The organism is Chryseobacterium sp. GTID13 (assembly GCF_056172655.1).
In genome coordinates this window covers 1,391,271-1,412,120 of the sequence record NZ_JAOCMB010000005.1, presented here as the reverse complement: position 1 = coordinate 1,412,120, position 20,850 = coordinate 1,391,271, and the positions used below count along the sequence as shown (strand labels likewise).

The 20,850-nt window shown below is 37.5% G+C and carries 24 protein-coding genes and 1 pseudogene; 17 read left to right on the top strand and 8 right to left on the bottom strand.

The features are described 5' to 3' along the window. Positions 1-11 precede the first annotated feature (11 nt). From N4G44_RS13035 to N4G44_RS13020, 4 genes are read left to right on the top strand one after another with little or no spacing between them, the layout of a single operon-like run. On the top strand, positions 12-344 hold the full coding sequence (locus tag N4G44_RS13035) for a hypothetical protein (protein ID WP_474927503.1): 333 nt from the start codon (positions 12-14) through the stop codon (positions 342-344). Further along, positions 341-961 (top strand): HEAT repeat domain-containing protein, encoded by a 621-nt coding sequence (locus N4G44_RS13030; protein ID WP_474927502.1) that lies wholly within the window; start codon positions 341-343, stop codon positions 959-961. Before N4G44_RS13035 ends, N4G44_RS13030 begins: the two co-directional genes overlap by 4 nt. Further along, the gene (locus N4G44_RS13025) at positions 955-2,826 is read left to right on the top strand and encodes a glycosyltransferase family 2 protein (protein ID WP_474927500.1); all 1,872 of its coding nucleotides are present in this window, start codon (positions 955-957) and stop codon (positions 2,824-2,826) included. The genes N4G44_RS13030 and N4G44_RS13025 overlap by 7 nt, the downstream gene beginning before the upstream one ends. Beyond that, complete coding sequence (locus N4G44_RS13020) at positions 2,787-4,385, top strand: LTA synthase family protein (RefSeq protein WP_474927498.1); 1,599 nt, start codon at positions 2,787-2,789, stop codon at positions 4,383-4,385. Before N4G44_RS13025 ends, N4G44_RS13020 begins: the two co-directional genes overlap by 40 nt. Before the next feature lie 6 nt (positions 4,386-4,391). On the opposite strand, the gene N4G44_RS13015 is transcribed toward N4G44_RS13020, so the two are convergent. The 3 genes from N4G44_RS13015 to N4G44_RS13005 all read right to left on the bottom strand — a co-directional run bounded on the left by N4G44_RS13015 (position 4,392) and on the right by N4G44_RS13005 (position 7,140). Beyond that, positions 4,392-5,627, bottom strand: coding sequence for a YaiO family outer membrane beta-barrel protein (locus N4G44_RS13015; protein ID WP_474927496.1), 1,236 nt, complete (start codon positions 5,625-5,627; stop codon positions 4,392-4,394). Between the two features lie 109 nt (positions 5,628-5,736). Continuing rightward, positions 5,737-6,447 (bottom strand): transporter, encoded by a 711-nt coding sequence (locus N4G44_RS13010; RefSeq protein ID WP_474927495.1) that lies wholly within the window; start codon positions 6,445-6,447, stop codon positions 5,737-5,739. Positions 6,448-6,672: 225 nt separating this feature from the next. Further along, entirely contained in the window at positions 6,673-7,140 is a 468-nt protein-coding gene (locus N4G44_RS13005; protein ID WP_474927493.1) for a PA2169 family four-helix-bundle protein, read from the bottom strand. 365 nt (positions 7,141-7,505) lie between these two features. Here N4G44_RS13005 and N4G44_RS13000 point away from each other — a divergent pair, with 365 nt between their 5' ends. The 8 genes and pseudogenes from N4G44_RS13000 to N4G44_RS12965 all read left to right on the top strand — a co-directional run bounded on the left by N4G44_RS13000 (position 7,506) and on the right by N4G44_RS12965 (position 14,192). After that, positions 7,506-8,165: a MarR family winged helix-turn-helix transcriptional regulator gene (locus tag N4G44_RS13000; RefSeq protein ID WP_474927490.1), complete on the top strand. Its 660-nt coding sequence runs from the start codon at positions 7,506-7,508 to the stop codon at positions 8,163-8,165. A gap of 38 nt (positions 8,166-8,203) precedes the next feature. Further along, a pseudogene (locus N4G44_RS12995) lies at positions 8,204-9,693 on the top strand (phytoene desaturase family protein). A gap of 1 nt (position 9,694) precedes the next feature. Further along, a complete protein-coding gene (locus tag N4G44_RS12990; protein WP_474927489.1) occupies positions 9,695-10,531 on the top strand; it encodes a phytoene/squalene synthase family protein in 837 nt (278 codons plus the stop codon). A 47-nt stretch (positions 10,532-10,578) separates the two neighbouring features. After that, positions 10,579-11,046 carry an SRPBCC family protein gene (locus N4G44_RS12985; RefSeq protein ID WP_474927488.1) on the top strand — a complete coding sequence of 156 codons (468 nt, stop codon included), beginning with the start codon at positions 10,579-10,581 and terminating at the stop codon, positions 11,044-11,046. 1 nt (position 11,047) lies between these two features. Beyond that, positions 11,048-11,500 carry a sterol desaturase family protein gene (locus N4G44_RS12980; protein ID WP_474927487.1) on the top strand — a complete coding sequence of 151 codons (453 nt, stop codon included), beginning with the start codon at positions 11,048-11,050 and terminating at the stop codon, positions 11,498-11,500. After that, positions 11,497-12,183 (top strand): lycopene cyclase domain-containing protein, encoded by a 687-nt coding sequence (locus tag N4G44_RS12975; RefSeq protein WP_474927486.1) that lies wholly within the window; start codon positions 11,497-11,499, stop codon positions 12,181-12,183. Before N4G44_RS12980 ends, N4G44_RS12975 begins: the two co-directional genes overlap by 4 nt. Continuing rightward, on the top strand, positions 12,176-13,459 hold the full coding sequence (locus N4G44_RS12970) for a cryptochrome/photolyase family protein (protein ID WP_474927484.1): 1,284 nt from the start codon (positions 12,176-12,178) through the stop codon (positions 13,457-13,459). The genes N4G44_RS12975 and N4G44_RS12970 overlap by 8 nt, the downstream gene beginning before the upstream one ends. A 61-nt stretch (positions 13,460-13,520) precedes the next feature. Next, entirely contained in the window at positions 13,521-14,192 is a 672-nt protein-coding gene (locus N4G44_RS12965) for a MarR family winged helix-turn-helix transcriptional regulator (protein WP_474927483.1), read from the top strand. Positions 14,193-14,308: 116 nt separating this feature from the next. Here the strand turns inward: N4G44_RS12965 and N4G44_RS12960 are convergent, their stop codons facing one another. Both N4G44_RS12960 and N4G44_RS12955 read right to left on the bottom strand, forming a co-directional pair. Further along, complete coding sequence (locus tag N4G44_RS12960; RefSeq protein ID WP_474927481.1) at positions 14,309-15,370, bottom strand: serine hydrolase; 1,062 nt, start codon at positions 15,368-15,370, stop codon at positions 14,309-14,311. Positions 15,371-15,396: 26 nt separating this feature from the next. Continuing rightward, complete coding sequence (locus tag N4G44_RS12955; RefSeq protein WP_474927480.1) at positions 15,397-15,819, bottom strand: serine hydrolase domain-containing protein; 423 nt, start codon at positions 15,817-15,819, stop codon at positions 15,397-15,399. A gap of 262 nt (positions 15,820-16,081) precedes the next feature. On the opposite strand from N4G44_RS12955, the gene N4G44_RS12950 reads away from it, so the two are divergent. Beyond that, positions 16,082-16,699 carry a hypothetical protein gene (locus N4G44_RS12950; protein ID WP_474927479.1) on the top strand — a complete coding sequence of 206 codons (618 nt, stop codon included), beginning with the start codon at positions 16,082-16,084 and terminating at the stop codon, positions 16,697-16,699. A gap of 97 nt (positions 16,700-16,796) precedes the next feature. Here N4G44_RS12950 and N4G44_RS12945 read toward each other — a convergent pair whose 3' ends face one another. From N4G44_RS12945 to N4G44_RS12935, 3 genes are read right to left on the bottom strand one after another with little or no spacing between them, the layout of a single operon-like run. After that, positions 16,797-17,114: a nuclear transport factor 2 family protein gene (locus tag N4G44_RS12945; protein ID WP_474927477.1), complete on the bottom strand. Its 318-nt coding sequence runs from the start codon at positions 17,112-17,114 to the stop codon at positions 16,797-16,799. A gap of 20 nt (positions 17,115-17,134) precedes the next feature. Then, positions 17,135-17,263, bottom strand: a complete 129-nt coding sequence (locus N4G44_RS12940; protein ID WP_474928338.1) for an SDR family oxidoreductase — start codon at positions 17,261-17,263, stop codon at positions 17,135-17,137. Next, positions 17,227-17,964, bottom strand: a complete 738-nt coding sequence (locus N4G44_RS12935) for an SDR family oxidoreductase (RefSeq protein ID WP_474927476.1) — start codon at positions 17,962-17,964, stop codon at positions 17,227-17,229. Before N4G44_RS12935 ends, N4G44_RS12940 begins: the two co-directional genes overlap by 37 nt. 108 nt (positions 17,965-18,072) lie before the next feature. On the opposite strand from N4G44_RS12935, the gene N4G44_RS12930 reads away from it, so the two are divergent. The 4 genes from N4G44_RS12930 to N4G44_RS12915 all read left to right on the top strand — a co-directional run bounded on the left by N4G44_RS12930 (position 18,073) and on the right by N4G44_RS12915 (position 20,808). Continuing rightward, positions 18,073-18,417, top strand: coding sequence for a winged helix-turn-helix transcriptional regulator (locus N4G44_RS12930; RefSeq protein WP_474927473.1), 345 nt, complete (start codon positions 18,073-18,075; stop codon positions 18,415-18,417). Between the two features lie 276 nt (positions 18,418-18,693). Then, positions 18,694-19,368: a hypothetical protein gene (locus tag N4G44_RS12925; protein ID WP_474927471.1), complete on the top strand. Its 675-nt coding sequence runs from the start codon at positions 18,694-18,696 to the stop codon at positions 19,366-19,368. A 66-nt stretch (positions 19,369-19,434) separates the two neighbouring features. Further along, positions 19,435-20,199 carry a hypothetical protein gene (locus N4G44_RS12920; protein ID WP_474927470.1) on the top strand — a complete coding sequence of 255 codons (765 nt, stop codon included), beginning with the start codon at positions 19,435-19,437 and terminating at the stop codon, positions 20,197-20,199. Between the two features lie 42 nt (positions 20,200-20,241). After that, positions 20,242-20,808, top strand: a complete 567-nt coding sequence (locus N4G44_RS12915) for a hypothetical protein (protein WP_474927468.1) — start codon at positions 20,242-20,244, stop codon at positions 20,806-20,808. Positions 20,809-20,850: the final 42 nt, after the last annotated feature.

The window sequence follows — 20,850 nt, the reverse complement described above, 5'->3', positions numbered from 1 at the left end:
ATAGAGAATCTGTGAAAACCTCAGAATGGATCAAGATTATTAATCAAAAAATCTCAGAAGTTATTGTTTATGAAGATCAGGAGCTGTCTCCGGATCAAAATTTTATGGCCTCTTCGGGGAATTCGTCATTCCGGAATTTATTCCTGCAGAAACTTGTAGATTCTGAAAAGAAATTCTCAGGATCGGCAAAAATTAAAATTAAAAACCTCTTCAAAGAATATCATCTCCAGGAGGAAGCTGCCAAAAAGCTTGATCAGAAGAAGCCCTACCTCATCGCTGGTGGGATACAGGAACTTACAGTGATGGATGTCAAAGAAAGTCTTCCAAAAATTTCTTCTTTTTGACTCATCCTTCCCCGCAGGTCTACCAGGAAGCACAGTACGCTATGGTAAGCTTTAAAGGTTTTGAAGGTCTTGATTTTCTGAATACTGCGACAGGAAAAATTTCAGAATGGCAACAGCTCCGTCTTCTTCTTTCTATTACCAGCATACCGGAAAATTCAGGAGAAGCTATCGAAAGCTGGCTTAGAAGCCCCAATGACTCGGTCATTATTTTTACTTTAAAACTGTTGAGGAAGTTTCAAATGCTTTCTTTTTATCCGACTGTAGTTACTCTTTTGGAGCATTCTTCAGTCGAGGTGAGAATACAGGCCGTACAGACGATTTTGTCACTGGAAAATCCTTCAACAATTCCTTTTCTTACAGAAGTGTATCCGGATCAGCCGCATGAAGTTCAGCTTGAAATTCTTCGTGTGATGAAGGTTTCCAAAGACCAGTGCTGCACAGAGCTGATAAAAAAAGAATTATTGGAAAACAATGATACAGTCATCAAGGTGTATGCTGCGGAAACCCTTTTTGAGCTGGGACACCGGGAATATTTAGAACAACTTTCCAGGGATGAAACGTCGTCCGAAGAATTAATTCAAATTATAAAATACGCACTCCGGGAAAAAGTATGTTAGAGTTCTCACACATTATCTATGAAGTTATTATATGGCTATTCCTGCTGTACGGAGCTGCGGTAGCCGTTATTTATGGCTGGATCGGGATCTATGCGCTGGGAGCCGTTATACGCTATAAAAAAGAAAACACATTCACCGATTACGGTATTATTGCTGCCAACCCCAATGCGCCCGCCTTCAGTCTTCTTGCGCCTGCCTACAATGAAGGAATGACCATTGTGGAAAATGTAAGGTCGTTGTTGTCCCTTTATTATCACAACCTGGAAATTATTATCATTAACGACGGGAGTAAAGATGATTCTATCCAGAAACTGATCGAAGCTTACGAGCTGGAAAGAGTGTCTTTCTTTGTACAGGGGAAAATTGAAACCAATAAGATAAAAGGGGTTTATAAGAGTAAAAATCAGGCTTTTAAAAAGCTTATCGTTGTAGATAAGGAAAACGGCGGTAAAGCTGATGCCTTAAATGTTGGAATTAACGTTTCTTCCGGAGATTATCTGGTGTGCATCGATGTGGATTGTATCCTGGAGCAGGACGCGATCTTAAAACTGGCCAAACCCTTTCTTGAACAAACCGACAAAAAATATATTGCCTGCGGAGGAGTGATCCGCCTTGCCAACAATTGCGTCATTGAAGACGGGAAAGTAGTAAGTGTAAATATGCCTAAAACGCTGCTGGGAAAAACGCAGGCCTTAGAATATATCCGGGCTTTTGTTTTGGGGCGAATGGCGTGGTCACGCGCATCAGGACTGATTCTGATCTCCGGCGCCTTTGGGGTTTTCGACAGGAAGATTGTTCTGGAATGTGGCGGATACGATAAAACTACGGTAGGTGAGGATATGGAACTGGTAGTCCGTATGAGGAAATATATGGAAGAAAGGAATGAGCCTTATGAAGTGCTTACAATTCCTGATCCCCTTTGCTGGACAGAAGTTCCTGAAAGCAAGGATATCCTGAAAAAACAGCGTAACCGCTGGATGCGCGGAACAATTGAAACTTTATGGAAACACCGGAAAATGATGTTCAACCCAAAATACGGAAAGCTGGGGATGGTAAGTCTTCCTTACTGGTTTTTCTTCGAATTTCTCGGCCCGTTGGTTGAGTTTTTAGGATACATCGTCTTTTTTGCTTTTCTTTTATTGGGGATTATCAACTGGTCGTTTTTCGAGGTTTTATTTGCACTGGTGGTATCAATGGGATTCCTTTACTCTATTTATGGGATTCTGGTGGATCTTGTCAGCCATCAGGTATATACCAAGCGAAAAGATTTTCTTACTTTGATAGGAACTGCTTTTTCAGAGCCTTTTTATTTTCATCCAATCGTGGTGAAGGCTGGAGTGAACGGATTTATAGATTATTTTAAAAAATCTCATGGCTGGGGCGAGATGACAAGGCAGGGCTTCAACCAGAATACTAAGAATTTACCTTTAAAGGAAAGAATTTCCGCGATTCTTAACAATGGCTTAAGGAAATTGGGAATGGTCTCTTTGGTATTCCTGATTCTGTTTTTAGCAGGGGTCACGGCAGAATGGTTTTGGTACAGATATTCTTTTCCAAGATTTAATTTTTCTTCAATTGCGGGACCTCTCTTTTTAGGAAATATTTTATTTGCGTTTAAACTTATATTTGGTTTTGGAGTTATTTATTTAATTATTAATTCCATAAAAGAAAGCTGGGCCAATTTATCAGCGTTGATCATATTTTCATTTGTAGCTATTACACAATACATTCTCTTCCTGTATTTCTCGGAAACCCAAAACCTGTTGGGTGCCGATCTTTTGTACTATAGCAAAGATGAAATTAAACAGATTTTAAGGGCGGGGGAATGCTTAATTTTAAAAATTTTGCACTGCTGGGAGTTTTAATTGCGGTATGTGCTATCCCTTTGTGGATTGCAGGGAAATCCGCTTTTAAGTCAAAATATGTTGGAATAGCTTTTTTAAGCCTCGGTCTGCTTGCCTTTTTTGTTCCGGATAATAGGGTGCAGTCTAAGGAATTAAACCAGACCAATAATAGCTTCAGCCAGACTGCTTCCAAAAGCAAATGGGCCTATTTTTTTATATCCAATAAAGATAATTTTATCAGTGACCATCCGGAAATCGGTGAATTGATTAATGATAAAGAAAATTTTACGGCCGATGCTGAAATGCTCAACCAGTCATTTCCTTTCTGGAGAAAAGAAAATACTCCGGACTTTTTAGGAGCTTATTTCAATAAATCCGAAGAAATTCCGAATCTTGTCTTTATTGTGATGGAAGGTTTTGGACATGCTTATACTTCTCCCAAAGGTTACGTGGGGAATTTCACGCCCTTTCTGGATTCTTTGGCCAATAAAAGCTTGTATTGGGAAAACAGTTTAAGCTCTGCGGGGAGGACGTTTGGTGCCTTGCCTTCGCTCACCGGGTCGCTTCCTTTTGGGAAAAACGGATTCCTGGAAATTGAAAATACACCTGAACATTTTAACCTTTATAATATCCTGAAAGCCAACGGGTTTGAAACAGGATTTTTCTATGGTGGAAACCTGTCATTCGATCGTTACAGAAATTTTCTGGAATACAGTAAAGTAGATCATATAGTGGATATTGCATCATTTGGTGGTGCTTACAAAAGACTTCCGGCAACCAATGGAGACAGTTGGGGCTATGAAGACCAGGCGGTTTTCGGAAAGATGCTGGAGACCCAGAAATTGCAGCAAAGGCCATACTTTAATATGCTTCTTACGCTTTCTACCCATAATCCTTTTTTGATCAATAACAGGGCGTATTATGAAAAGATTTATAATGAAAGATTACAATCCGGTTTATTAAATCCTGAGCAGAAAAAATGGGCGGTGGGCTATAAAAACCAGTTGATTTCTGTCCTGAATGCAGATGATGCCCTGAGAAACTTCTTTGAAAATTACAGCAAACGTCCGGATTTTCAGCATACGATTTTCGTTATCACGGGAGATCACAGTATGCCGGAAATCACACTGGAGTCTAAAATTGACAGGTTTCACGTACCATTGCTCATCTATTCGCCATTGCTGAAAGAAGCGAAACGTTTTCAGAAAACGACAAGTCATTTTGATATTGCCCCTTCTGTTTTAGCTTATTACAGGAACAATTATAAACTCCGTACACCTTCTACTGTTACCTGGGTAGGACGGGGTTTTTCTCCGGATTCGCAGGTAAGCAAAGCCGGAATTCCTATCATGCAGAGTAAAAATATGATGGCTGATTTTGTTTCAGATAAATATTATCTTCATGAAGGCGAACTGTTCACCCTTAAAAACTCTGAGGAGGATCCTTCTGATGATGCTTCTGCCTTGAAGTTGATCAGTGGACGTTTTAATCAGTTTAAAAGTATGAACTCCAGGTTTTATGCCACTAAGAAATTAATGCCGGATTCTGTCATGATTAATTTTATGAAAAAAAATAAATAAAACAGTTTAAAACTTTCTTGTATAGCCTAAAGTAATGTCAAACTGATTTCCTTTTTCATTCGGCAGGTATTCCTGATTGTAATACATGGTTCCTACAGAAAACATATTCGATTTTAAGGAAAAATTATATTCAGCACCTATTTTAAAGGTTTTGAGCTTAAAAGTCTCGTTTTCCAGAAGGTTATTCCTGTTTTCTTCAGGGCTGATTCCCGTACCGATCTGAAAGCCAAAGTAATCCTGTGCACTTTTTGTATAATAGCGTACCGTTCCCGTGTATGAATGTGAAATATTTTTGCTGTCCGGCGTAATGTAAGTTCTTACATTGAACCAGAAGTTTTTGTAGTACTTCCCGATAGACGCAGTATACATCCAGATGCTGTTGCTGAAGTAAAGCTGCCTATACCCGATTTCTGCTTCAAAACTCCTGGGAAGATTGGCGTTCAGGGAAACTCCTGTACGGTATTTCGGGAACAGTCCGACGTCATTGGAGTAGGCGCCACCCACATAGAGATAAAAGATTTTAGATAACCGCGGATAAGCTTCCAGTTCAATCTGGGTTCCGTCTTTGGCAAATTTATTGGCATAATTCCCCCTGATGATCACTGCACCAATGGGTGTGGACCTTTTATAACTGAGTCCCACAACATGCCAGTCGTCATCAAACTGTTTGTCAAAATGTGAGTAGTTGTAAAGAATGCTTATGGCATTTTTGTAAGTAAATTCATGCACCCTTACGGCCAGACTGTTGGCTTCAGTATTTTTTGGATTGATAGCCAAAACGGCTTTGAGGGCTTTTTCAGATTCAATATAATCTTTGTCTGCATATTCTACTTTTGCCTTTAAAAGCCAGAGAGCTTCAGACTGCGGGTGAAAAGATAATCCTTTACTGATGATTTCTTTAGCCTTGCTATACTGGTCATTCCAATATTCCAGGGAAGCGTAGGCAAGGAAGTAATCTTCATCCTGAACATTTTTTCTTCCAAGATCTTCAAAAACGGCTCTTGCAGACTCCGGATCTTTATTCCATGTATAAACTCTTCCTAAAAAAACTGAAATATCGGTATAGTTGGGGGCTGCTTCCAAGGCCTGTCTGGCAAGTGCAATAGAAGTGGTGTAATCTTTATTTTCGAATGCAGCTGTTTTTGCTTTTGTAAATAATTCGTCAGCTGACACATTTTGCTGGGCATATATTTGTAACGGAAGCAATATCAGAAGAACTAAATATCCAAAGTATGTTTTCATAGAAGTGAAATGGTTAATCAATTTTTTAATAGCTGAATTATATATGAATAACAAATATATTGAACTTTTATAAGCAATTTACTATCAATAAATTTTTATATGTATATTTTTAATGACGATATGATAAGCCGACGAAATAATGCTTTGCCGCGGTCTGCTGTATTCCATAATTGATTCCGAGATCTAGTTTAAGGTCTTTTATAACTTCCATTTGAATGGCGGCATTGATAAAATTTGAAAACTCATGCGCCTTAAAATCATACGTATAATAAGTTTCCGCTATCCAGTCAATCCCTTTGGATAATGGATGGCTGATCGTTAATGTTTGCAGGAATTCCGTATGCATCGAAGGTTGATCTTTATCCTTGAGCTCATCTACTTCCACCTGCAGCCCAAGTTTCCATTCACCGGGCAACTTATATGACATGGGTACAATCAGGCCGTACTCATAGCGGCTTTCTTCATATTCAGAAGTCGGAAATTTTACGTAGGGTAAAACAGCCAGTGCAAAAGCGCCATGGTTGTTTCCTGTTAAATTTTGTTTTATTCTCAGTGTGATATCACCAATTCCTTTATTCACTACTTCAGAACCTGAACTTAAATCCTTCTCCTTTTGCCGGCCGTAGGTCTGGAAACCAACCTGTATGGCAGTATTACCGGTAATCCCGATCTTTAGGTTTGCCTGATTGATGAGTAATGTATTGGTTTTCTGTAGATCTGATTTCTCATGGGTGAGCCTCACTAAGTCCGTTTCAAATTGAATATGGCCTGCATCTACCGTGTAAGGGGATTCGGTAACATCGGGCCGGTCAGTTTCCATTTCTCTCATAAGCTCCCGTGGCACAGGATTAAAAGAGAGTAATTTTTATGAGGTTCCTGTTGAGCAAAGTAAACTGATGGCAAAAATAAGGCGGCAAAAGCTAGTTTTGAGAAAAAATAAAGGTCATTCATAGGTTTTGTTTAAAAGTTTTAAGGTTTTGGATTCCATTGATACAAATGGTTCGGTTCAACTGGTTTGTGAAACAGATATCCCTGCTATGAATGATTATTCATCTTTTTTCTTATAGTGCTCGATATTATTGAATTGATGATAAGAAGTACGAAGCTGTCTCAGTTGTTCGGCAATGACTTTAGAGCTTTGCGCACACAGGTTACCACTTTTCAAAGCGTTTTCATAAGCTTCAATAGCATGTTGTTCACCAAAAACTACATTTTCCAAAGTTTCTTGATCATTATTGCTTTTCGGTAAAGAATTTTTAATGTCGATCCATGTCCGGTGAAGGCTGCCTGCCAATGATGAGGTGTCTTCATCCGGATTTCCGCCTCTTTCCGTAATGAGATTGATAATTTCATTCTTCATTATTTTGGACTGGGAGATCATTTTGTCATATTCTCCTTTCAGATCAGAATAGCTTTCCCAAACCTTTCCTTCTACGCTTTCAAAACCTTTAATCCTGTCATTGGTTATATGAAGTAAATCGTTGAGTGTTGAAATTGTTTTAGTATTTTCCATATTAATAATTTTTAAAATATTAAACAATAAATATGCCCGCAATGTTTATTTTGTGGTATTTATTAGCTTTTTTTTATAAAACTCATAAATTAAAATGTGTCGATCTGCAATATATTTAGTTGATTAATAAACAATTGTTGCGTTGGCCAGCATACAATTTATATTCTTTTCTATCGAACCTTTTAGAAATAAATTTAATTAATAACGTATTGATTGTTAATATTTTAAACTTTATTCTTGTCGGGCCTTTTCTAAATAAAAATCTAAGACTTTTCAATTTTTAAATCTTTGAATTAAAATAAAAATCAAAATAAAAGTATATTTATGTTCTTTTATAAGTATATTTGTATACTAATTTGATTCAAATGAATTTTGATCTCTTAAAAGCAGTTGTGGAACTCGTTCAGCAATTTTCAGAGCAAAATGAAGGTAAGGCGATATACAACAATAATCTTCATGGCTTTACGGAATGGCTGACCGCTTCCTGTAAAAATAATTCTGAACCGGAAGATCCGGATTGGAAAGGAAAACAACTGGGAAACAATTCAGACATCATCATCAATATTTTGCTGATAAGAATGAGCAGGTATGTAAAATCTTATTCACGGTCTGCAATCAGCAATTCAGTATTTTCAAGCCAGGATGATATCATTTACCTGATCAATCTGAAAATGACAGGTGCTATGACAAAAATGGAATTGATAAAACGTAATATACAGGAGAAGTCTTCAGGTATAGTGATTATTAACCGTTTAATCCGCAATGGCTGGGCTGAGCAGACAGTCACTGAAAAAGATAAAAGAACAAAGCATATTCGGATAACAGAAAAAGGGCTTTCCGTATTGGAAGAGCACATGGATGAAATTGGTAAAGTTTCCAAAGCTATGGTAGGAAACCTGGATCATTCTGAACAAAAGCTGCTCATGGCCATACTTTCTAAACTTGATGAATTTCATGATAATTTTTACCGTATGAATCTTGAAACCAGGGATCTGCTGGATAATGTGTATAAAAGTTTGAATTAATACAGTAATAACACCATCAAAACTATTAAATAAAAAAAATGAACAGGGGAAGCTTAAGAAAGAGGATTGCGGTAATAGGCTCTGGATTTTCCGGACTCTCTGCTGCCGCCTATGCTGCGAAATCAGGAAATGAAGTACATGTATTTGAAAAGCATCACCAGCCTGGCGGACGCGCAAGACAATTCAAAACAGAAGAAGGCTATGTTTTCGATATGGGGCCCAGCTGGTACTGGATGCCTGATATTATTGAAAGCTTTTTCGCCGATTTTGGTTGTAAAGCATCTGATTTCTTTGAACTAGTTTCTTTAAATCCTCAGTTTGAAATGGTTTTTTCCAAAGAGAAAGTTTCAGTTCCTGAGAAAAATGAAGATATCCGCGAGCTGTTTGAAAAAATAGAACAGGGAGCAGGTAAGAAATACGATCAGTTTATGAAATCTGCCCGTTTCAAATATGAAGTAGGGATGAAAGATTTTGTAACCAAGCCTTGTTATAACTGGCTTGAATTCGCTTCATTAAAAATAGCTGGCAGCGCTGTAAAGCTCAACCTTTTGAGTGATTTCAGAAAATATGTATCAGGTTATTTTACAGATCCGAAACTCAGATCACTCATGGAATTTCCGGTTATATTTCTTGGCGCTTCTCCGCAGCAGATTCCTGCCCTTTACAGCCTTATGAATTACGGAGGATATGTTTTGGGAACAAAATACCCGATGGGAGGTTTTTATCAGCTTGTTCTGGCAATGAAAGAAGTTGCTGAAAAACAGGGCGTGACTTTTCACTTTAACCACGATGTACAGAAAATCAATACGGAAAAAGGCAAGGTTACCTCAGTAACGGTGGATGGAAAAGATTATGAATTTGATGCAGTCATTGCCTCATCAGATTATCACCATACGGAAACATTAATTCCCAAATCGCTCAGAAATTACAATGATGCTTACTGGAAAACAAGAACCTTTGCTCCTTCATGCCTAATTTATTACCTGGGGATCAAAGGAAAAATTCCCCATCTGAAACATCATACCCTGTTTTTTGAAAATGATCTGGATAATCATATAGACTGTATTTATTTAAATAAAAAATGGCCCTCCAAACCTCTTTTTTATGCGTGTTGCCCTTCCAAAACAGATCCGCATGTAGCTCCTGAAGGTTGTGAAAATCTTTTTTGCTGCTGCCTCTTGCTCCGGGCATACACGATGAGGAATCTGTGAGAGAAAAATATCTGCTGGAAATGCTTGAAAGAATTGAAAAACATACCGGTGAAACCGATCTTATTTCCAGGATTGAATATAAAAGAAGCTATTGCGTAAGTGATTTTATCTCAGATTATAATGCTTACCAGGGGAATGCTTACGGATTATCGAATACACTGTCGCAAACAGCAGTTTTAAAGCCTAAAATAAAGAACAGGAAGATCAGGAATCTTTTTTATACGGGACAATTAACCGTTCCGGGCCCCGGAGTTCCTCCATCTGTAATTTCGGGGAAAATTGTAGGGATTGAAGTTAGTAAACTAAAAATAAAATAATATGAAAAAATTGTTTGATGAATTGTCTTACGATGTCAGTAAGTCCGCTACACAGAAATACAGCACCAGTTTTTCATTGGGAATACTGGCATTGAAGCCTTCCATCAGACCTGCTGTGTATGCTGTTTATGGTTATGTGCGCCTTGCAGATGAAATTGTGGATAGCTTTCATGGCTACGATAAAGAGAAACTTTTAAAGAGGTTAAAGGCTGAAACCTATGATGCGCTGGAAGACGGCATATCGCTCAACCCCATTCTGCATTCATTTCAGGAAACCGTTCGTCAGTATGATATTGATATCCGTTTGATCGATCAGTTTTTGCACAGCATGGAAATGGATCTTCATAAAATTGATTATAATTCGGAATTGTATAAAAAATATATCTACGGATCTGCGGAAGTAGTAGGGCTAATGTGTCTGCAGATCTTTACAGAAGGCAATAAAGAACAGTATGAGAAGCTTAAACCATTTGCGATGAAGCTGGGATCAGCATTTCAGAAAGTTAATTTTTTGCGGGATCTGAAAGATGACTACCAGGTTTTGGGCAGGACCTATTTTCCGTCCCTGAATATGTCCGTCTTTGATAATAAAGTAAAGGTACAGATTGAAAAAGAAATTGAAGAAGAATTTAACGAAGCATTGCAGGGAATTAAAAAACTGCCCGGATCCGCCATTTTTGGAGTGTACCTGGCCTACAGATATTACCTTTCTCTTTTTGAAAAAATAAAAAAAACAAGTTCTCAGCATATTTTACAGCAGAGGATAAGGATCGCGAATTCACAGAAGCTTGTGGTTGCCTTCAAAAGCTATATACGGTATAAATCTGCTTATTTCTGATAGCTGGATTCCGGTCTTTTGAAGGTTTATGAATCAATAAAAAATAAATGATGTACAGATTATACAGAGAACAGCAGCTGAATTGCAATATAGAAACGGCATGGAAATTTTTTTCATCCCCTCATAATTTATCAAAGATAACCCCTGAAAGCATGAATTTCGTGGTTCTTTCAGATGTTCGGGACGAACCTATTTTTAAAGGGATGGAAATAGATTACAAAGTTTCTCCTTTATTAGGAATTCCGATGAAGTGGAAAACCATTATCAGCCAGGTTGAGGATTATAAAAGCTTTACAGACTTTCAGAAAAAAGGTCCGTATAAGCATTGGAATCATTTTCATGAATTTATTCCGAATGAGAATGGGGTACTGATGAAAGATACTGTAGATTATGAACTTCCGATGGGTATTTTAGGTAAAATCGCCCATCAGCTATTCGTAAAAGAAAAGCTTAAAAGTATTTTCGATTTCAGATACAGGGTTTTGAATGATCTTTTTAACCATAAGCCTAATTAAAATGAATTTTCTGATCGTTTTAGGAGTATTTATTTCCATGGAGGGAGCTACATGGCTGATCCACCGGTATATTATGCATGGCTTTCTGTGGAGCCTGCACCGGGATCATCATGATCATAGCCATGACGGGAAGCTTGAAAGAAATGATATGTTCTTTTTCATTTTTGCAAGTCCGGCTATTGCTTTATTGTACCTTGGTGTAAAGCAGCAATTCAGCTATTGGTTTTTTATCGGCCTTGGAATAAGTCTTTACGGAATGGCCTATTTCTTTGTACATGATATTTTTATTCATCAGCGGGCAAAGGTTTTCAGCAAAACAAACAATCCTTATTTCCTTGCCATCAGGCGTGCCCATAAACAGCACCACAAACATCTTGGGAAAGAACATGGAGAATGTTTCGGATTCCTGTGGGTTCCTGTTAAATATTTTAAAATGTATTTCAATAAAAAATGATGCCTTATACTTACATACTCATCAACTTTTTCACAGTCATTATCTGCTTTTTAGCTTCTTTTGACAAGAGAATACAGTTTAACAGGCTTTTCGGAAAGTTTCTGCTGTCGTCCACCATTGTGGCAATTCCATTTATTATCTGGGACATATGGTTCACTTCAAAAGGGGTTTGGTGGTTTGATCTTAGGTATACCTTAGGATTCAAAATAGCAGGGCTTCCTATTGAAGAATGGATGTTTTTTTACTGTATTCCTTTTGCATGTGTTTTTACTTACTATTGTATAGAGAAATTTTTTGATCTGGGACTGGCTGATGCCTTTAATAATATCATTGTATTTACGGCTGTTATTGTTCTCGGGGTTACAGGACTTCTTAATTATGACCGAATATATACTTTGCTTACAGTGATCATCACCATACTCACGCTTTGCTATCTGCATTTTATTGCTAAAAAAGAATGGATAGGAAAGGCCAGCTTTGTATATCTTATTTTGATGCCAGGTTTTTTTGCAGTGAACGGAATCCTGACCGGATCTTTAATCCCTTCGCCTGTTGTTAACTATAATCCTGATGATTTTTTAGGCATCAGAATGGGCACTATCCCTGTTGAAGATGCCGTTTACGGTTACAGCCAGTTTTTACTCAATATTTATTTCTTTAAAAAAATAACTAAAAATGGATAAAGTGACTATTTTTTGGTTCAGAAGAGATCTTAGGCTGGAAGATAATGCCGGGCTTTATCATGCCCTTCAGTCAGGATTGAAGGTTATTCCGGTTTTTATTTTTGATACCGATATATTGAACAGGCTTCAGAATAAAAAGGACAAAAGGGTAGACTATATTCACCAGGCTTTACAACGTATTCATAAAGAACTGAAAAAGCATGGCAGCGGACTTTATGTTTATTACGGGACTCCCATGGAAGTTTTTAATAAAATCATTCAGGATTTTAAGGTAGATAGCGTTTTTTGTAACAGGGATTATGAACCGCAGGCCATACAACGGGATCAGCAGGTGGCTGATTTTCTGCTTAAACATCATATCCAGCTGAAAGATTTTAAAGATCAGGTCATATTTGAAAAAAATGACATTCTGAAAAATGACCTTTCCCCGTATACAGTTTTCACCCCGTACTCAAAAAAGTGGAAGGAGAATCTGAAGAATATAGAAACATTTACTATAAACCGGACTCATTTTGCAAATTATAACGGGCCTTCAGAGATCATTTCGCTGAAAGAAACCGGATTCGAGAAAACCGATCTTGAATTTACAGAACCTGAACTAAACAGAGAGATAATAGATTCTTACGGAAAGTACCGGGATTTCCCTGCAATGGACCATACCACTCATCTTGGCATTGCCCTTCGTTTTGGGACCATTTCGATCCGGAAGTGTATGCAATATGCTGTTAAACATAATGAAATCTGGCTTAATGAACTTATATGGAGAGAATTTTTTATGCAGATCCTGTATCATTTTCCAGATGTTGTTCATCAGTGTTTTAAAAAGAAATATGAGAATATTGCCTGGAGAAATAACGAAAAAGAATTCAGGGCATGGTGCGAAGGGAAAACAGGATATCCTATTGTAGATGCAGGCATGAGACAGCTTAATGAAACCGGGTTTATGCATAACAGGGTAAGGATGATCACAGCAAGCTTTCTGACCAAACATCTGCTCATCGACTGGCGATGGGGAGAAGCCTATTTTGCTGAAAAATTGCTGGACTATGATCTTGCAGCCAATAACGGAAACTGGCAGTGGGCCGCAGGCTGTGGTTGTGATGCGGCACCGTATTTCAGAATCTTCAATCCTTACGAACAGACCAAAAAATTTGATAAAGATTCTCAGTACATCAGAAATTGGCTTCCTGAAGATGTTAGGGAAGAGCCCATTGTAGAGCATACAAAAGCCAGAGAGAGGGCATTAAAGGCATACAGGGAAGCGCTGGCGGAATAACCATACCATATATTGCTGATTCTTTTAGGAATTAGGTATTTTTGTAAATTATTTAAAGGAGATGAATTATACACTTATAAAAGATTTTATAGACCTGCTGCAGGAGTTTGATACCGAAATCCAGGCTTTCCCAGATTTGTATCCGGGAAATATTCAGGGTTTTAAAGAATGGATTACCGATAAGGAGAGTGCTGAGCAGAAAGAACGTCCCGAAGAACCTTACTGGGAAGGAAAAGAGAATGGAAGAACGCCGGAAAGTGCTATCAGTACACTGCTTGTTCATCTTAACCGCTATGCCAAAACTTACTCAAAGTCCGCCATCTCAAATTCTGAATTCTCGACTCAGGAAGACTTTATTTATCTGATTAATCTGAAGGCTTTTGGGGAGATGACCAAGATGGCCCTGATTAAGAAAAATATTCATGATAAGCCTGTAGGCATGCTGATTATTGCAAGATTGTTACGCCAGGGACTTATTGAACAGAATGACTCTGATCTGGATAAACGAAGTAAGTTAATCCGTATTAGCGAAAGAGGATTAGTGGTCCTGGAAAAGCAAATGGAAAAGATTCGCCAGGCTACCCATATCGTTGCCGGAAACCTTAATTATCGTGAAAAAATGGAGCTTATACGTATTTTAAATAAGCTGGATAGTTTTCATTATCCTATTTTTTCGCGAAACATCCATTCTGATCAGCTGATCGATATCATATATGATGAATATTCATTTTGATACTGAATGAGATACTTAAATGTACCAATGGTTTTATTTTCTTTCAAAACGGTGAGTACAGCCTGATTTTATTATTGGTACATTTAAGTATATCAAAGATATTTTAAAAGATTGATTTATTTTTTAGTGGCTATAACTTCATTGATTTTCAGAATCATTTCCTTTGCATTGGCATTGGACGGATCAAGTTCCAGTGCTTTCTGGTAATCGCTCTTTGACAGTGCATATTCTTTTTTGTTAAAATAAGCTTCCCCACGGCTATCATAAACATTTCCTGACTTTGGAAACTCATTGACGTTTAAATCAAAAATCTTAAGCGCTGCATCTGTTTGACCGTTTCTTAGAAATTCATATCCCAATTCGTTCAATTCATTTTCATTGGAGAAATTATAATCATCAGGCTTATTCTTTTTAAGATCTTTATATAAAGCAATTCCTTTATCAATGTTTTTTAAACATTCTTTTCTGATTGTTAGGCCAATAGATTCTTTTTGAGGTTCGATAGGATAGTTCTTCCAGTGGTTCAAACTGGCAATGCTTAAAAGAATTTCTTCGATTAATTTAAAATTATTTCCGTTAGTCATTACGGCCAGCCCGTTTCCGTCTTCAGCACTTCCGATATAGTAGCATACAAAGCCTTCATTTCCACCGCTGTGACTGAAGTATTTTGTGCCTTTGAAATCATTTAGAAATACCCCGTAATTATTCTCAATTCTCTTTACAGACATTTCTTTGGACAAAATTTTATTTGATTTTCCTAGCAAAGACAATTGTGTTTCAATGATATATTTCGCCAGATCATTTGGGTTGGTCCATAAACCGGCTGCTGCTTTTTCGGGATAGATGTGATATTTGCCTTGTACTTCTTTTCCATTGTTATAAGCCGTTGCCAATAATTTTTCTTTTCCCTGGGACGGTGGCTGATTATAAGAACTTTCATTCATTCCCAAAGGCAGAAGAATATTATTCAACAGGTAATCTTCATATCTTTCTCCTGTTGTATTCTCAAGGATTAATTGTGAAATGGTAGTTCCACCTCCTGAATACTGAAACTTAAGGTCAGGTTCAAAAGCAGACCGTACTGCCGGAGAGTTGGCAGGTTTCTGACCATTGAGAATCTGTATGATTGTAGGCAATTCTTTTCCTCTTTGATAACCTCCGAAACCATGAACAGACAACCCTGCTGTATGACTTAAAAGATTCGCTATAGAGATTTTTTTCCTTTTGAAACTGAATCGTATGGGAATTTCCAGCTTTTCAAATAATTATTGATGTCATCATCCAAACCTAATTTTCCTTGCTCAACGAGCTTCAAAAGACCAAGACTATTGATAGATTTGCTGATGGACGCAGCCTGGAATAATGTTTGAGTGGTTGCCGGTCTGTTTTCAGCAACATCTGCATAGCCGTATGCTTTTGCCCATTCTACTTTATAATCTTTAATCACTGCGATGCTTACCGCATTCATATTGTAGAAAGCCATCCTCTCTTTTAAGGTCCATTTCTTAGTTTTCGACTGATCCCAGCTCAGAAGGTTATCTTCAAATGATTTTATTTTATCCTTTACACTTTGGGCAAAAACATTCAGTGATAAAGAGAGAAGCAGGATGAGATGTATTTTTTTCATTTTTATTCTTGGTTATCTGTTTCAGTATAAAGACGATTCAAAAGCAAGTTTTATTACATCAGGGATTGATTTTTTAATATCTGTTTTCCTGTTTATTCTTTTTCAGTTTACAATCGTTCTTTTTTCTTCATAAATGTAAGGTTTCGTACTCATATCACCATATTAAATTATATCGTCAAATTAAAATTCACCTTGTTTTTGTTCTGTGATTGGCATTCAAAAATTATTTAACTTTATTTCAGGTTAATTAAAAAATACACTTATGAAAAACTTGACTAAAAATTATCTGTTGCTTTTACTGACCTTTTTTACTTTAGGTAATGTGAATGCACAAAACAGCCGCACAAGTACGAATGATACCGTTAAATTAAAATCTTCTGTTCCGTTTGATACAAACGTCGCCAAGCTTGCATTGGATGAAGGGAACAGCACCATTAAAGGCAGAATAAGTCTGACACTTCCGCCTGCGGATGGGGGCAAAACATTTTATGGCAGCAATCTGAAAGTTTATCTCATGCCGGTTACCCCATACCTGCTGGATTTCCTGGAGCTTAGGAAGCAGGAAGACCCTAAAAGGCTAAAGTTTGCTTATCTGAGCCCGCAGGCATGGAAATACAGGCTGGAAGCGATGTCCAATGGCGCGGGCGAATTTGCTTTTTACCATATGAAGCCAGGAAAATATTACTTGGAAGTCTATTTTCCGTGGCAATATTCGGGGTATGACAACCAGTATGTAGGTTCGGAAGGAAATACAGATTATTACCAGAAGCAATATTTTTCGAGTAATTATGATCAAATGCTCAGTAAGATTATAGAAATTAAAAAAGATGGCTCAACCGAGAAAGCAAAACTGCATAAATTTGTGGTAGGACGTCATTAATAAAACGGAAAACAGGAATAACAAAAAAGCGCAAATTTTAAGAAAAATTTGCGCTTTTTAAAGTTGTGACCACTAATATTCTGTTATCGGCAAAATATTAACCGGTTATTTTCAGCGATTGAATGTATCCATCAGCCAGCTGAAAATGATATTTCAAAACAATAGGACTGCCCGGAAATGTTCCCGACGTTTCAGCCGATAAGATGTTTTCCTTTTCGTTATAATCTAATGGCTTCATACTGGCTCTGTATTCTTTGTTGGCTTTGTCAATCCAGTTTTCAATTTCTGCTTTTCCGTTGTGGGTTTTGCCTTCATCAAATACTTCTGCATTTTCAGCAAAACAATTGGCATAAGCTGCACTGTCAAACTCATTTTGGGCTTTTACTAATTCTGAGATAATGTCTGGTAAATTCATTGTATGGTATTTTAAGATGATTAAATGGTTGGCACTGTACCGCCATCGATTATAAATTCAGTTCCGGTTAAATAGCTGGCTCTTGGTGAAACAAGAAAGCCAACGAATTCAGCTACCTCTTTCGGTTCCGCAGGTCTTCCGAAAGGTATTCCCCCAATGCATCCATCACGCTTTGTTGCGCTTCTTCTACAGTACTATTCGCATTTCTCGCAATTTCACCCAGCCAGGCTTCCGAAGCTGTTGTATTGATCCACCCTGGTGAAACAGTCAGTACCCGGACACCTTTGGGAGTAACTTCGTTCGATAAACTTTTACTGTAGTTTCTCAATCCTGCTTTTGCAGCGGCATACGGCAAAGTAGAGTCGTACAAAGGCAATTTACCCTGGATTGAAGCGATGTGAATAATCACGCCGGTTTTCCGCTCTATCATTTGTGGTAAAAATCCTCTGTCCAGCCGAACCGGAGCAAGCAAATTAGCCTGTAAGGTTGATTCCCAATCCTCATCAGATAATACGGTAAAGCCGCCAGCGGGCGTAGATGAAGAACCAAGGTTGTTCACAAGAATGTCCAGCCTTCCATAAGCTGCCAGCACTTCACTGATTACTTTTTGTGCTCCTTCTGCTTTACTCAAATCCGAAGGAATGAAATGCAGGTTGCTGTTTTCTTCTTCGGGTGCGTTTCTTGCAGTGATAATAACCGTTGCGCCAGCTTGTAACAGTCTTTCTGCTATTGCTTTCCCGGCTCCTTTTGTTCCACCGGTTACCAAGGCAATTTTACCTTGTAGTTCGTTGTTGTAATTAAATTGATATTCCATTGTTGAATTCTTTGATACAAATTTCCGAAGTATCACTTTTTCAGGCAATAACGGAAAACCGAATCACATAGGGATAATTTTTTCCCCTATTGTGCAATTTGGTACATTGGACTAAATTTGTGTATGCATGAAAGAAAAATACCTTTGAATTTAAACTGCGGTCTTGACCTTATCGGTGAAGTCCTTTACGGCAAATGGAAAATCCGTCTGTTGTGGTTTATCCATCAAGGTCACCTGCGTCCAAGTGAACTGAACCGTAAGATTCCTGATGCTTCAAGACGCGTTTTAAATATCCAGCTGAAAGAACTTGAAGAGCACGAACTCGTTACCAAGAAAATCTACGCTCAGGTTCCACCAAAAGTTGAATATTACCTTACAGATTTTGGCAAGACCCTGATTCCTGTAATTTCTACCTTAGGATTTTGGGCTGATGAGAATGAAGACAGGCTAAGGGAAGTCATTTTAAAAAGAATGTCAGGGAATGCCTGAGATGAAGATCCAAAACTGTATTCTATTAAACTGATTATAAAGAATAAAATGGTATTACTTATCTTAAAGTGATACCATTTGTGTTTTCGTGGTTAAGCGAATCAAAACTACAAGCCTCTGATTTTGCTGTCAATCTACTTAATTTGTTATCATTTTTCATTTAACTGTTGAATATAAAGTTGTTTGTTAATTACTTAACATAAAAACAAATAAAAATTTATATATTTAGAGGTGACTTCATTTCAGGATAGCAATCAACTTTAGCCAAAACCAACAATGGAAAAACTCATACCTGTTTTAATCTGCTTACTCTTTCTGACGAGTTGTAAAAAGGAAAAGGCCATAGAGTTACAGGATTTCAACTTTAATAATAAGACATCAACCTATTTTTCAGATAAGGATAAGTACAAAACGTATGACAACTATTACAAGATAAAGTCTGAGGTTATAGGTGTTGATACTATTTCTGACGGTGAGTTTATTGGAAGCGAAAAACCCATACGGATTGAATACAGACAGGAAATTTTTTCTAATGATGATGTTCTGGCGAGATTTGACGATTTTGATTTTAATGCCATTAATTTCGCGACTACCCTTGATGGCAAGATGATGGTTTTTAATGCGGTTGCGGGGGATATTTCTTTAAAAGAAGCTGAAAAATTTGTAGCGTTTTTAGATCAAAAATATGGGAAATCAAAAGTTGGCAAAGAAACTTTTATCAAGCCTTACGATATTTATACCTGGCGTTTAAAAGACCGTATCATTAAATATTGTGTAGTTGCTGACGATGGAAGCAATACCATGAACATTGAAGCCGGGCAGGCCAATAAGGGAAGTGAAGCCGGAAAAAAGAAATCTCACACAAGAGCTTTCCTTTTTATTATAAAAAATGAGTATGCCGGCCAGGTCATAGGGAAGATGAGTTCAGGTGACCTTTTGTATTGCAAATGATCTTCCTGTATTAACACTTTTTATTCAATGATAAGCATTAAAAATCCATAAAAAATCAAATCATCTATGCAAAATAAAATTTATATGCTTTTTGTGTTGCTGCTTCTATCATTTTGTCATTCACAGGATAACAAAATTGTTGATCTGGCAAAAATATCCAGGGATTTTGATGTCTCGGGATTTTACAGCAATAAGATCAAGAAGACCAACGAGATTATTTCGAAAGATCCTAAAAGTATGGATAAAAAAGAAGCCCTTAACCTGCTGGATAATGCTTTTTTTGTAAAAGATACTTTAGCGTACTATAAAACGGAGGGAAGATTCCCTACGGACCTTTCTTTAGAATCAACCAATGACTGGATGGTGAGAAACAAGAAACCAACCGAAATATTTGGCTATGGATACAAAACGGTCGCCTACGATCCGGAAAAAGACAAGATCGCTGTTTTGAATACAGTAACATTCCCCAAAATGGATATGGTAGAAGACCGTAAAGGCAAACTGATGTACCTTAAAGTAGAAAAGACTTCAAAAACGTCTGCTGATTATAATAAAATCAAGGACTACATCAGTAAAAACTGTAAGAAAGTTGCTGTTGATGACAGTGATCCAGATGCTTCATATTGGGAAGGTGGATCTTTCTATTATTATCTTTTTAAGGATGATCATCAGGAAGAGGAGATCTCTTTCGATGCACAGGGGAATAAAACATCCGGAAGGGTAGAGGCAACAGAAATCAGGCTGGAAATGTTTGAAAAGTCTTATATTAAAAAGATGGAAGAACTAGGAATCTATTCGGCGGGATATAAATTTTGGAAAAAATCTTTTTAATGCAAATGATTCTGTCTTTAATCATCAGCAATGAGTAAAATTATGAAAAGCATTTACAGATATTTTATACTTATTTTACTTTCGGTCCCCCTGAACTTATTGGCTCAGAATACTAAAGAACACTTTACCTATCAGGTCAGAGAAGAGCATGGAGACCTGAACAATGATGGCAAAATAGATAGGGTAACTGTGGAAATGGATACACTGGACGAAACAAGACCGTTAAGACTACAGATTTTCCTGTCTCAGCCGAATGGGAAATTAGCATTGGCCGTGTCTTCAACCAGGATCATCGAACCTCAATATCCGGCTGGAAAACAGGGGAAATTTAATGGATTTCAAATTCCGGATTTCTTTATTGAAAACGGGATCTTAAAAATGTGGAGCGAAATTGAAGGCGGCCATATTACCTACGACTTCAAGTATAACAATGGTAATTTTGAATTGATTTATGTAGATAAGCTCACCAATAATGCAACGAAAGGCTATATTGATGAAAAAACAGTATTTACAGAAACCAAATTTGATCTGGTTACCGGGATCAGAACCGAAACGGATGAAATATCCGGCCAATCCAAAGCATTGAAAGTAAGAGAAAAAAAGTTTTAGTCAGGCCCCTGCCTAAAATACAGGATTTTAAATTTTCCGATA